This is a genomic window from Enterobacter cloacae complex sp. IR5459, from assembly GCF_049238005.1.
In the GTDB taxonomy this organism is placed as follows: domain Bacteria; phylum Pseudomonadota; class Gammaproteobacteria; order Enterobacterales; family Enterobacteriaceae; genus Enterobacter; species Enterobacter hormaechei_C.
In genome coordinates, this window is sequence record NZ_JBMKIG010000019.1 from 1 (window position 1) to 13,180 (window position 13,180).

At 52.3% G+C, this 13,180-nt stretch carries 11 protein-coding genes; 9 read left to right on the forward strand and 2 right to left on the reverse strand.

Annotation, left to right across the window (positions count from 1 at the left end; genetic code table 11):
• From ACOTX4_RS24095 to rpoC, 9 genes are all read left to right on the forward strand, one after another.
• Positions 1 to 102: translation elongation factor Tu (locus ACOTX4_RS24095; RefSeq protein ID WP_023167409.1), on the forward strand; the 102-nt coding region annotated here is incomplete at its 5' end.
• 227 nt (positions 103 to 329) lie between these two features.
• Positions 330 to 713: a preprotein translocase subunit SecE gene (gene secE / locus ACOTX4_RS24100; protein ID WP_003862342.1), complete on the forward strand. Its 384-nt coding sequence runs from the start codon at positions 330 to 332 to the stop codon at positions 711 to 713.
• Between the two features lies 1 nt (position 714).
• The gene (gene nusG, locus ACOTX4_RS24105; RefSeq protein ID WP_003862341.1) at positions 715 to 1,260 is read left to right on the forward strand and encodes a transcription termination/antitermination protein NusG; all 546 of its coding nucleotides are present in this window, start codon (positions 715 to 717) and stop codon (positions 1,258 to 1,260) included.
• A 156-nt stretch (positions 1,261 to 1,416) separates the two neighbouring features.
• The gene (gene rplK, locus ACOTX4_RS24110; protein ID WP_003862340.1) at positions 1,417 to 1,845 is read left to right on the forward strand and encodes a 50S ribosomal protein L11; all 429 of its coding nucleotides are present in this window, start codon (positions 1,417 to 1,419) and stop codon (positions 1,843 to 1,845) included.
• A gap of 3 nt (positions 1,846 to 1,848) precedes the next feature.
• On the forward strand, positions 1,849 to 2,553 hold the full coding sequence (rplA, locus tag ACOTX4_RS24115) for a 50S ribosomal protein L1 (protein WP_006810530.1): 705 nt from the start codon (positions 1,849 to 1,851) through the stop codon (positions 2,551 to 2,553).
• Between the two features lie 289 nt (positions 2,554 to 2,842).
• Positions 2,843 to 3,340 carry a 50S ribosomal protein L10 gene (gene rplJ / locus ACOTX4_RS24120; protein ID WP_003862338.1) on the forward strand — a complete coding sequence of 166 codons (498 nt, stop codon included), beginning with the start codon at positions 2,843 to 2,845 and terminating at the stop codon, positions 3,338 to 3,340.
• A 66-nt stretch (positions 3,341 to 3,406) separates the two neighbouring features.
• Positions 3,407 to 3,772 carry a 50S ribosomal protein L7/L12 gene (rplL, locus tag ACOTX4_RS24125; RefSeq protein ID WP_002445276.1) on the forward strand — a complete coding sequence of 122 codons (366 nt, stop codon included), beginning with the start codon at positions 3,407 to 3,409 and terminating at the stop codon, positions 3,770 to 3,772.
• Positions 3,773 to 4,091: 319 nt separating this feature from the next.
• Positions 4,092 to 8,120 carry a DNA-directed RNA polymerase subunit beta gene (gene rpoB / locus ACOTX4_RS24130; RefSeq protein ID WP_008503453.1) on the forward strand — a complete coding sequence of 1,343 codons (4,029 nt, stop codon included), beginning with the start codon at positions 4,092 to 4,094 and terminating at the stop codon, positions 8,118 to 8,120.
• Positions 8,121 to 8,196: 76 nt separating this feature from the next.
• A complete protein-coding gene (gene rpoC / locus ACOTX4_RS24135; RefSeq protein WP_022650200.1) occupies positions 8,197 to 12,420 on the forward strand; it encodes a DNA-directed RNA polymerase subunit beta' in 4,224 nt (1,407 codons plus the stop codon).
• Positions 12,421 to 12,476: 56 nt separating this feature from the next.
• Here the strand turns inward: rpoC and ACOTX4_RS24140 are convergent, their stop codons facing one another.
• On the reverse strand, positions 12,477 to 12,794 hold the full coding sequence (locus tag ACOTX4_RS24140) for a PTS lactose/cellobiose transporter subunit IIA (RefSeq protein ID WP_003862327.1): 318 nt from the start codon (positions 12,792 to 12,794) through the stop codon (positions 12,477 to 12,479).
• On the reverse strand, positions 12,794 to 13,102 hold the full coding sequence (locus tag ACOTX4_RS24145) for a PTS sugar transporter subunit IIB (protein ID WP_010425948.1): 309 nt from the start codon (positions 13,100 to 13,102) through the stop codon (positions 12,794 to 12,796). Before ACOTX4_RS24145 ends, ACOTX4_RS24140 begins: the two co-directional genes overlap by 1 nt.
• Positions 13,103 to 13,180 lie beyond the last annotated feature (78 nt).

Sequence of the window (13,180 nt, forward strand, 5' to 3'; positions counted from 1 at the left end):
ACTCTGATCCACCCAATCGCGATGGACGACGGTCTGCGTTTCGCAATCCGTGAAGGCGGCCGTACCGTTGGCGCGGGCGTTGTTGCTAAAGTTCTCGGCTAATCGCTGATAACATTTGACGCAATGCGCAATAAAAGGGCATCATTTGATGCCCTTTTTGCACGCTTTCACATCAGAACCTGGCTCATCAGTGATTAATTTTGTCATAATCATTGCTGAGACAGGCTCTGCGGAGAGCGTATAATACGAAAAGCGAATAGCATTTCGATTGGTTTGCCTCGCACTCGCGGGGTGAAAATGTTTGTAGAATACTTCTGACAGGTTGGTTTATGAGTGCGAATACCGAAGCTCAAGGGAGCGGGCGCGGCCTGGAAGCGATGAAATGGGTAGTTGTAGCCGTGCTGCTGATTGTGGCGATTGTCGGCAACTATCTTTATCGTGACATGATGCTGCCGCTACGCGCGCTTGCAGTGGTAATTCTGATTGCTGCGGCGGGTGGTGTCGCGCTGTTGACGACGAAAGGCAAAGCGACCGTTGCGTTTGCCCGCGAAGCGCGTACCGAAGTCCGCAAGGTCATTTGGCCGACTCGCCAGGAAACATTGCACACCACGCTGATTGTAGCGGCGGTAACCGCTGTAATGTCACTGATCCTGTGGGGACTGGATGGTATTCTGGTTCGCCTGGTATCCTTTATCACTGGCCTGAGGTTCTGAGATGTCTGAAGCCCCTAAAAAGCGCTGGTACGTCGTTCAGGCGTTTTCCGGTTTTGAAGGCCGCGTAGCTACGTCGCTGCGTGAGCATATCAAATTACACAATATGGAAGAGTTATTTGGCGAAGTTATGGTTCCGACCGAAGAAGTGGTTGAGATCCGTGGCGGCCAACGTCGCAAAAGCGAACGTAAATTCTTCCCGGGTTACGTGCTGGTTCAGATGGTGATGAACGACGCGAGCTGGCACCTGGTGCGCAGCGTACCACGCGTGATGGGCTTTATCGGCGGCACATCTGACCGTCCGGCGCCAATCAGCGACAAAGAAGTTGATGCGATTATGAACCGCCTCCAGCAGGTGGGTGATAAACCGCGTCCGAAAACGCTGTTTGAACCGGGTGAGATGGTTCGTGTTAACGACGGTCCGTTTGCTGACTTTAATGGCGTCGTCGAAGAAGTGGACTACGAGAAGTCCCGCCTGAAAGTTTCCGTTTCTATCTTTGGTCGTGCGACCCCGGTAGAGCTGGACTTTGCTCAGGTAGAAAAAGCCTAAGCAGCGATCAAAAAAGCGACGATTTAATCGTTGCACAGGGCGCGAGATTGGAATACAATTTCGCGCCTTTTGTTTTTATGGGTCCCGACCCGTAAAACGAATTTTATTCACGGGGAGCCTCTCCGAGGCGTTATTACCCAATCAGAGGATTTTAGAATGGCTAAGAAAGTACAAGCCTACGTCAAGCTGCAGGTTGCAGCAGGTATGGCGAACCCAAGTCCACCAGTTGGTCCAGCTCTGGGTCAGCAGGGTGTGAACATCATGGAATTCTGTAAAGCGTTCAACGCCAAAACTGAATCCATGGAGAAAGGTCTGCCAATCCCAGTTGTAATCACTGTTTACGCTGACCGTTCTTTCACTTTCGTTACCAAAACCCCTCCAGCAGCAGTTCTGCTGAAGAAAGCAGCGGGCATCAAGTCTGGTTCCGGTAAGCCGAACAAAGACAAAGTGGGTAAAATTTCCCGCGCTCAGTTGCAGGAAATCGCGCAGACCAAAGCTGCCGACATGACTGGTTCCGACATTGAAGCGATGACTCGCTCCATCGAAGGTACTGCACGTTCCATGGGCCTGGTAGTGGAGGACTAAGAAATGGCTAAACTGACCAAGCGCATGTCCGTGATCCGTGACAAAGTTGATGCGACCAAACAGTACGACATCAACGAAGCTATCGCTCTGCTGAAAGAACTGGCAACTGCTAAGTTCGTTGAAAGCGTTGACGTTGCCGTTAACCTGGGCATCGACGCTCGTAAATCCGATCAGAACGTTCGTGGCGCAACTGTACTGCCACACGGTACTGGCCGTTCCGTACGCGTAGCTGTATTTGCTCAGGGTGCAAACGCTGAAGCTGCTAAAGCTGCCGGCGCTGAACTGGTAGGTATGGAAGATCTGGCTGATCAGATCAAGAAAGGCGAAATGAACTTTGACGTTGTTATTGCTTCTCCAGATGCAATGCGCGTTGTTGGCCAGCTGGGCCAGGTTCTGGGTCCACGCGGCCTGATGCCAAACCCGAAAGTGGGTACTGTAACTCCTAACGTTGCTGAAGCAGTTAAGAACGCTAAAGCAGGTCAGGTTCGTTACCGTAACGACAAAAACGGCATCATCCACACCACCATCGGTAAAGTGGACTTTGACGCTGACAAACTGAAAGAAAACCTGGAAGCTCTGCTGGTTGCGCTGAAAAAAGCAAAACCAACTCAGGCGAAAGGCGTGTACATCAAGAAAGTTAGCATCTCCACCACCATGGGTGCAGGTGTTGCAGTTGACCAGGCTGGCCTGAGCGCTGCTGCAAACTAATGCCTTTACGTGGGCGGTGATTTTGTCTACAATCTTACCCCCACGTTTGCTAACAAAAGTTAGCGGCTAAAAGAATTGTTCGTTGGAGCCTGGCCTATCCAGGCCTCCGTCGAAGACCGCAGGTGTTTCGCAAGAAACTTAATCCCCTGCGTAGACGGTGACAGAACGCTAAGATTATTTTAAATACTCTGGCTTGTTTCTGCTCACCGTATTAAGACGCTCTTCCCGTTGGGTCGAGTGAAGTGAGTTCCGGAACATGAGTTCCGGCAAACATCCAGGAGCAAAGCTAATGGCTTTAAATCTTCAAGACAAACAAGCGATTGTTGCTGAAGTCAGCGAAGTAGCCAAAGGCGCGCTGTCTGCAGTAGTTGCGGATTCCCGTGGCGTTACTGTAGACAAAATGACTGAACTGCGTAAAGCAGGTCGTGAAGCTGGCGTATACATGCGTGTTGTTCGTAACACCCTGCTGCGTCGCGTAGTTGAAGGTACTCAGTTCGAGTGCCTGAAAGACACGTTTGTTGGTCCGACCCTGATTGCATACTCTATGGAACACCCGGGCGCTGCTGCTCGTCTGTTCAAAGAGTTCGCGAAAGCGAATGCAAAATTTGAGGTCAAAGCTGCAGCCTTTGAAGGTGAGTTGATCCCGGCATCGCAAATCGATCGCCTGGCAACCCTGCCGACCTACGAAGAAGCAATTGCACGCCTGATGGCAACCATGAAAGAAGCTGCGGCTGGCAAACTGGTTCGCACTCTGGCTGCTGTACGCGATGCGAAAGAAGCTGCTTAATCGCAGTTATCTTTATAAAGCATTTGCTTACGTATAAACTTATTCTGATTTTCAGGAACAATTTAAATGTCTATCACTAAAGATCAAATTATTGAAGCAGTAGCAGCTATGTCCGTAATGGACGTTGTAGAGCTGGTTTCTGCAATGGAAGAAAAATTCGGTGTTTCTGCTGCTGCTGCTGTAGCTGTAGCTGCGGGCCCGGCTGAAGCTGCTGAAGAAAAAACTGAATTCGACGTAATTCTGAAAGCTGCTGGCGCGAACAAAGTTGCTGTAATCAAAGCAGTACGTGGCGCAACTGGCCTGGGTCTGAAAGAAGCTAAAGACCTGGTAGAATCTGCTCCAGCTGCGCTGAAAGAAGGCGTGAGCAAAGACGACGCAGAAGCACTGAAAAAATCTCTGGAAGAAGCTGGCGCTGAAGTTGAAGTTAAATAAGCCAACTTTTCTGGTTGCAGCCTAAGCAATTAGGCTGATGGCTGGTGACTTTTTAGTCACCAGCCTTTTTGCGCTGTAAGGCATCAGCAGCATTTCACACTGTTTGACTGCTGGTTGTCCTGACAATGCTTGTTTCTATCGACGACTTAATATACTGCGACAGGGTGCTCGCTCTGTGTAAATCGCAATGAAATGGTTTAAGCGTGATAGCAACAGGTATTGCGGAAAGTATTCAATTTTCCGGTCCACAAAATGGTGTTGCACAAACTGTCCCTTCGTCGGACAGATGGGTCGACTTGTCAGCGAGCTGAGGAACCCTATGGTTTACTCCTATACCGAGAAAAAACGTATTCGTAAGGATTTTGGTAAACGTCCACAAGTTCTGGACATTCCATATCTCCTTTCTATCCAGCTTGACTCGTTCCAGAAGTTTATCGAGCAAGATCCTGAAGGGCAGTACGGCCTGGAAGCAGCCTTCCGTTCCGTGTTCCCGATTCAGAGCTACAGCGGTAATTCCGAGCTGCAGTACGTCAGCTACCGCCTTGGCGAACCGGTGTTTGACGTTCAGGAATGTCAGATCCGTGGCGTGACCTATTCCGCACCGCTGCGCGTAAAACTGCGTCTGGTGATCTACGAGCGCGAAGCGCCGGAAGGCACCGTAAAAGACATTAAAGAACAAGAAGTCTACATGGGTGAAATTCCACTCATGACGGACAACGGTACTTTCGTTATCAACGGTACTGAGCGTGTTATCGTTTCCCAGCTGCACCGTAGCCCGGGCGTCTTCTTCGACAGCGATAAAGGTAAAACGCACTCTTCCGGTAAAGTACTGTATAACGCACGCATCATTCCTTACCGTGGTTCATGGCTGGACTTCGAATTCGATCCAAAAGACAACCTGTTTGTCCGTATCGACCGTCGTCGTAAGCTGCCTGCAACCATCATTCTGCGTGCACTGAACTATACCACTGAGCAGATCCTGGACCTGTTCTTTGAGAAAGTGATCTTTGAAATCCGCGACAACAAGTTGCAGATGGAGTTGGTGCCGGAACGTCTGCGTGGTGAGACCGCGTCGTTCGACATCGAAGCCGACGGCAAAGTGTATGTGGAAAAAGGTCGCCGTATCACCGCGCGCCACATCCGCCAGCTGGAAAAAGATGATATCAAACACATCGAAGTTCCGGTTGAATACATTGCAGGAAAAGTAGCCGCGAAAGATTACGTTGATGAATCAACTGGCGAGCTGATCTGCCCGGCGAACATGGAGCTGAGCCTGGATCTGCTGGCTAAGCTGAGCCAGGCTGGCCACAAACGTATCGAAACGCTGTTCACCAACGATCTGGACCACGGTCCGTACATCTCTGAGACTGTACGCGTCGACCCAACCAACGATCGTCTGAGCGCGCTGGTCGAAATCTACCGCATGATGCGTCCTGGTGAGCCACCAACTCGCGAAGCGGCTGAAAGCCTGTTCGAGAACCTGTTCTTCTCCGAAGACCGCTACGATCTGTCCGCGGTTGGTCGTATGAAGTTCAACCGTTCTCTGCTGCGCGACGAAATCGAAGGTTCCGGTATCCTGAGCAAAGACGACATCATTGAAGTGATGAAGAAGCTCATCGATATCCGTAACGGTAAAGGCGAAGTGGACGATATCGACCACCTCGGCAACCGTCGTATCCGTTCCGTAGGCGAAATGGCGGAAAACCAGTTCCGCGTTGGCCTGGTACGTGTAGAGCGTGCGGTGAAAGAGCGTCTGTCTCTGGGCGATCTGGATACCCTGATGCCTCAGGATATGATCAACGCCAAGCCGATTTCTGCGGCAGTGAAAGAGTTCTTCGGTTCCAGCCAGCTGTCTCAGTTCATGGACCAGAACAACCCGCTGTCTGAGATCACGCACAAGCGTCGTATCTCCGCACTCGGCCCAGGCGGTCTGACCCGTGAACGCGCAGGCTTTGAAGTTCGAGACGTACACCCGACTCACTACGGTCGCGTATGTCCAATCGAAACGCCTGAAGGTCCAAACATCGGTCTGATCAACTCCCTGTCCGTGTACGCACAGACGAACGAATACGGTTTCCTCGAGACCCCGTATCGTAAAGTGACCGACGGTGTTGTTACTGACGAAATTCATTACCTGTCTGCTATCGAAGAAGGCAACTACGTTATCGCTCAGGCGAACTCCAACCTGGATGACGAAGGCCACTTTGTAGAAGATCTGGTTACCTGCCGTAGCAAAGGCGAATCCAGCTTGTTCAGCCGCGACCAGGTTGACTACATGGACGTATCCACTCAGCAGGTGGTATCCGTCGGTGCGTCCCTGATCCCGTTCCTGGAACACGATGACGCCAACCGTGCATTGATGGGTGCGAACATGCAACGTCAGGCCGTTCCAACTCTGCGTGCTGACAAGCCGCTGGTTGGTACCGGTATGGAACGTGCTGTTGCCGTTGACTCTGGTGTTACAGCAGTTGCTAAGCGTGGCGGTACCGTTCAGTACGTTGACGCATCCCGTATCGTTATCAAAGTTAACGAAGACGAGATGTATCCGGGCGAAGCGGGTATCGACATCTACAACCTGACCAAATACACCCGTTCTAACCAGAACACCTGTATCAACCAGATGCCATGTGTGTCTCTGGGTGAGCCAGTTGAGCGCGGCGACGTGCTGGCAGACGGTCCGTCCACCGACCTCGGTGAACTGGCGCTCGGTCAGAACATGCGCGTAGCGTTCATGCCGTGGAACGGTTACAACTTCGAAGACTCCATCCTCGTCTCAGAGCGTGTGGTTCAGGAAGATCGTTTCACCACCATCCACATTCAGGAACTGGCATGTGTGTCCCGTGACACCAAGCTGGGGCCAGAAGAGATCACTGCCGACATCCCTAACGTGGGTGAAGCTGCGCTCTCCAAACTGGATGAATCCGGTATTGTTTACATCGGTGCGGAAGTCACCGGCGGTGATATTCTGGTAGGTAAGGTGACGCCGAAAGGTGAAACCCAGCTGACGCCAGAAGAGAAACTGCTGCGTGCTATCTTCGGTGAGAAAGCGTCTGACGTTAAAGACTCTTCTCTGCGCGTACCAAACGGTGTTTCCGGTACGGTTATCGACGTTCAGGTCTTCACTCGTGATGGCGTTGAGAAAGATAAGCGTGCGCTGGAAATCGAAGAGATGCAGCTCAAACAGGCTAAGAAAGACCTGTCTGAAGAACTGCAAATCCTCGAAGCAGGTCTGTTCAGCCGTATCTATGCGGTGCTGGTTGCCGGTGGCGTTGAAGCTGAGAAGCTCGACAAACTGCCACGCGATCGCTGGCTGGAACTGGGCCTGACCGACGAAGAGAAACAGAATCAGCTGGAACAACTGGCTGAGCAGTATGACGAACTGAAACACGAGTTCGAGAAAAAACTCGAAGCGAAACGCCGTAAAATCACTCAGGGCGACGATCTGGCACCAGGCGTGCTGAAGATTGTTAAGGTGTATCTGGCTGTTAAACGTCAGATCCAGCCTGGTGATAAGATGGCAGGTCGTCACGGTAACAAGGGTGTTATCTCTAAGATCAACCCGATCGAAGATATGCCGCACGATGCTAACGGTACGCCGGTAGATATCGTACTGAACCCACTGGGCGTACCGTCTCGTATGAACATCGGTCAGATTCTGGAAACCCACCTGGGTATGGCTGCGAAAGGTATCGGCGATAAGATCAACGCCATGCTGAAACAGCAGCAGGAAGTCGCGAAACTGCGCGAGTTCATCCAGCGTGCCTATGATCTGGGTACCGACGTTCGTCAGAAAGTCGACCTGAACACCTTCAGCGATGAAGAAGTGCTGCGTCTGGCAGAGAACCTGCGCAAAGGTATGCCAATTGCAACGCCGGTATTCGACGGTGCAAAAGAAGCTGAAATCAAAGAGCTGCTGCAACTGGGTGGTCTGCCAACGTCTGGTCAGATTACGCTGTTTGACGGCCGTACCGGTGAACAGTTCGAGCGTCCGGTAACCGTAGGTTACATGTACATGCTGAAACTGAACCACCTGGTCGACGACAAGATGCACGCTCGTTCTACCGGTTCTTACAGCCTGGTTACTCAGCAGCCGCTGGGTGGTAAGGCTCAGTTCGGTGGTCAGCGCTTCGGGGAGATGGAAGTGTGGGCGCTGGAAGCATACGGCGCAGCATACACCTTGCAGGAAATGCTCACCGTTAAGTCTGATGACGTGAACGGTCGTACTAAGATGTATAAAAACATCGTAGACGGCAACCATCAGATGGAGCCGGGCATGCCAGAATCCTTCAACGTACTGTTGAAAGAGATTCGTTCGCTGGGTATCAACATCGAACTGGAAGACGAGTAATTCTCGCTCAAACAGGTCACTGCTGTCGGGTTAACGCCCGACAGCAGAGTGTGCTAACTCCGACGGGAGCAAATCCGTGAAAGACTTATTAAAGTTTCTGAAAGCGCAAACTAAAACCGAAGAGTTTGATGCGATCAAAATTGCTCTGGCTTCGCCAGACATGATCCGTTCATGGTCTTTCGGTGAAGTTAAAAAGCCGGAAACCATTAACTACCGTACGTTCAAACCTGAGCGTGACGGCCTTTTCTGTGCGCGTATTTTCGGGCCAGTAAAAGATTACGAGTGCCTGTGCGGTAAGTACAAGCGCCTGAAACACCGTGGTGTGATCTGTGAGAAGTGTGGCGTTGAAGTGACCCAGACCAAAGTACGCCGTGAGCGTATGGGCCACATCGAGCTGGCGTCTCCAACCGCTCACATCTGGTTCCTGAAATCTCTGCCGTCCCGTATCGGCCTGCTGCTGGATATGCCGCTGCGCGATATCGAACGTGTTCTGTACTTCGAATCTTATGTGGTTATCGAAGGCGGGATGACCAATCTGGAACGTAACCAGATCCTGACCGAAGAACAGTATCTGGACGCGCTGGAAGAGTTCGGTGACGAATTCGACGCGAAGATGGGTGCGGAAGCTATCCAGGCCCTGCTGAAGAGCATGGATCTGGAGCAAGAGTGTGAAACTCTGCGCGAAGAGCTGAACGAAACCAACTCCGAAACCAAGCGTAAAAAGCTGACCAAGCGTATCAAACTGCTGGAAGCGTTCGTTCAGTCTGGTAACAAACCAGAGTGGATGATTCTGACCGTTCTGCCGGTTCTGCCGCCAGATCTGCGTCCGCTGGTTCCGCTGGATGGTGGTCGTTTCGCAACGTCAGATCTGAACGATCTGTATCGTCGCGTGATCAACCGTAACAACCGTCTGAAACGTCTGCTGGATCTGGCTGCGCCGGACATCATCGTACGCAACGAAAAACGTATGCTGCAGGAAGCGGTAGATGCCCTGCTGGATAACGGTCGTCGCGGTCGTGCGATCACCGGTTCTAACAAACGTCCTCTGAAATCTTTGGCCGACATGATCAAAGGTAAACAGGGTCGTTTCCGTCAGAACCTGCTCGGTAAGCGTGTTGACTACTCCGGTCGTTCTGTAATCACCGTAGGTCCATACCTGCGTCTGCATCAGTGCGGTCTGCCGAAGAAAATGGCACTGGAGCTGTTCAAACCGTTCATCTACGGCAAGCTGGAACTGCGTGGCCTGGCCACCACCATCAAAGCCGCGAAGAAAATGGTTGAGCGTGAAGAAGCTGTCGTTTGGGATATCCTGGACGAAGTGATCCGCGAACACCCGGTACTGCTGAACCGTGCACCAACTCTGCACCGTCTGGGTATCCAGGCCTTTGAGCCGGTACTGATCGAAGGTAAAGCTATCCAGCTGCACCCGCTGGTTTGTGCGGCCTATAACGCCGACTTCGATGGTGACCAGATGGCTGTTCACGTACCGCTGACGCTGGAAGCCCAGCTCGAAGCGCGTGCGCTGATGATGTCTACCAACAACATCCTGTCTCCAGCGAACGGTGAACCTATCATCGTTCCTTCTCAGGACGTTGTACTGGGTCTGTACTACATGACCCGTGACTGTGTTAACGCCAAAGGCGAAGGCATGGTGCTGACTGGCCCTAAAGAAGCTGAGCGTATTTATCGCGCTGGCCTGGCCTCTCTGCATGCGCGCGTTAAAGTGCGTATCACCGAATACGAAAAAGATGAAAACGGCGAATTCGTTGCGCACACCAGCCTGAAAGACACGACCGTTGGCCGTGCCATTCTGTGGATGATCGTACCGAAAGGTCTGCCTTTCTCCATCGTCAACCAGGCGCTGGGCAAGAAAGCGATCTCCAAAATGCTGAACACCTGTTACCGCATTCTGGGTCTGAAGCCGACCGTTATCTTCGCTGACCAGACAATGTACACCGGCTTTGCTTATGCAGCGCGTTCAGGTGCATCTGTTGGTATCGATGACATGGTCATCCCAGAGAAGAAACACGAGATCATCTCTGAAGCGGAAGCTGAAGTTGCTGAAATCCAGGAGCAGTTCCAGTCTGGTCTGGTAACCGCAGGCGAACGTTACAACAAAGTTATCGATATCTGGGCTGCGGCGAACGATCGTGTATCCAAAGCGATGATGGATAACCTGCAAACCGAAACCGTGATTAACCGTGACGGCGTAGAAGAGCAGCAGGTCTCCTTCAACAGCATCTACATGATGGCCGACTCCGGTGCGCGTGGTTCTGCGGCACAGATTCGTCAGCTGGCAGGTATGCGTGGTCTGATGGCGAAGCCAGATGGCTCCATCATCGAAACGCCAATCACCGCGAACTTCCGTGAAGGTCTGAACGTACTCCAGTACTTCATCTCCACGCACGGTGCGCGTAAAGGTCTGGCGGATACCGCACTTAAAACGGCGAACTCCGGTTATCTGACGCGTCGTCTGGTTGACGTTGCGCAGGATCTTGTCGTCACCGAAGACGATTGTGGCACCCTCGAAGGTATCACCATGACCCCTGTTATCGAGGGTGGTGATGTTAAAGAGCCGCTGCGCGATCGCGTACTGGGTCGTGTGACCGCGGAAGACATTCTGAAGCCGGGCACCGCAGACATTCTGGTTCCACGCAACACCCTGCTGCACGAACAGTGGTGTGACCTGCTGGAAGCGAACTCTGTTGACTCCGTGAAAGTGCGTTCCGTTGTATCCTGTGACACCGACTTTGGTGTGTGTGCGCACTGCTACGGTCGTGACCTGGCGCGTGGCCACATCATCAACAAAGGTGAGGCTATCGGCGTTATCGCGGCACAGTCCATCGGTGAGCCGGGTACACAGCTGACGATGCGTACGTTCCACATCGGTGGTGCGGCATCTCGTGCGGCTGCTGAATCCAGCATCCAGGTGAAAAACAAAGGTAGCATCAAGCTCAGCAACGCGAAGTCGGTTGTGAACTCCAGCGGTAAACTGGTTATCACTTCCCGTAACACCGAGCTGAAGCTGATCGACGAATTTGGTCGTACCAAAGAGAGCTATAAAGTGCCTTACGGTGCGGTTATGGCGAAAGGTGATGGCGAGCAGGTTGCTGGCGGTGAAACCGTTGCAAACTGGGATCCACACACCATGCCGGTAATCACCGAAGTAAGTGGTTTCATCCGCTTTACTGACATGATCGACGGCCAGACCATTACTCGTCAGACCGACGAGCTGACCGGTCTGTCTTCTCTGGTGGTTCTGGATTCTGCTGAACGTACTACCGGTGGTAAAGATCTGCGTCCTGCACTGAAAATCGTTGATGCGCAGGGTAACGACGTTCTGATTCCTGGTACCGATATGCCTGCGCAGTACTTCCTGCCGGGTAAAGCGATTGTACAGCTGGAAGATGGCGTACAGATCAGCTCTGGTGATACCCTGGCGCGTATTCCTCAGGAATCCGGCGGTACCAAGGACATCACCGGTGGTCTGCCACGCGTTGCGGACCTGTTCGAAGCACGTCGTCCGAAAGAGCCTGCAATCCTGGCTGAAATCAGCGGTATCATCTCCTTCGGTAAAGAGACCAAAGGTAAGCGCCGTCTGGTTATTACGCCTGTAGATGGCAGCGAGCCGTACGAAGAGATGATTCCTAAGTGGCGTCAGCTCAACGTGTTCGAAGGTGAACGCGTAGAACGTGGTGACGTGGTTTCCGACGGTCCAGAAGCGCCGCACGACATCCTGCGTCTGCGTGGTGTGCATGCTGTTACCCGTTACATTGTTAACGAAGTACAGGACGTATACCGTCTGCAAGGCGTTAAGATTAACGATAAACACATTGAAGTTATCGTTCGTCAGATGCTGCGTAAAGCGACCATCGAAAACGCAGGCAGCTCCGACTTCCTGGAAGGCGAGCAGGTTGAATACTCACGCGTTAAGATCGCTAACCGCGATCTGGAAGCGAACGGCAAAATTGGCGCGACCTTCTCGCGCGATCTGCTGGGTATCACCAAAGCGTCTCTGGCAACCGAGTCCTTCATCTCTGCTGCATCGTTCCAGGAAACCACGCGTGTCCTGACCGAAGCGGCTGTTGCAGGTAAACGTGATGAACTGCGCGGTCTGAAAGAGAACGTTATCGTGGGTCGTCTGATCCCGGCCGGTACCGGTTATGCGTACCACCAGGATCGTATGCGTCGTCGCGCAGCGGGCGAACTGCCAGCTGCACCGCAGGTGACTGCCGAAGATGCATCCGCGAGCCTGGCAGAACTGCTGAACGCAGGTCTGGGCGGTTCCGACAACGAGTAATCGTTGATGCCGTAAATAAAAAACCCGCCTCGGCGGGTTTTTTTATATCTGCATTTTCAGTTTACCAGCGGGATGCGTCGATAAAGCTCAATCATGTCGCCCGCCAGATCCTGAATTACCATCGCGTTCATCAGGTGGTCCTGAGAATGAACGGTGATCAGGTTAACCGGCAGTTTTCCTGTCCCTTCGTCAAGACCGATAAGCTGCGTCTGGATCGTATGCGCATGTTTCACATATTCACGCGACTCTTCCATCGCTTTCTCGGCTTCGTCAAAGTCGCCTTTTCGCGCCATCTGCAACGCCGTCAGGGCCGCACTGCGCGCCGCGCCTGCGTTGACCAGCAGTTCCATGATCGTGGTTTCTAAGTCTTCCATTATGACTCCAGAAGTTTGAGCGCTTTTTCCAGTACGGCATCACCTTTCATCATGCCGTAATCCATCATGTCGATGACCGCGACCTTTTTTCCGAGCGGATCGGCCTGCGCCTGGAGTTTTGCCTGTTCGTATTTGACCTGTGGCCCCAGTAATACGATATCAGCCGTCGCGATGTTATCTTTGAACTCCGCGACCGGAACGGCTTTAATGGTTACTTCGACTCCTTTTTTCTGCGCGGCATCTTTCATACGTTGAACCAGCATGCTGGTTGACATTCCCGCTGCACAGCATAAAACGATGTTCTTCATAGTCAGCCTCGATCTACATGTGTTTATTGATAATTATCCCGTGCAGACTGCTTCAACAACCGCTTTACCACGATTGTG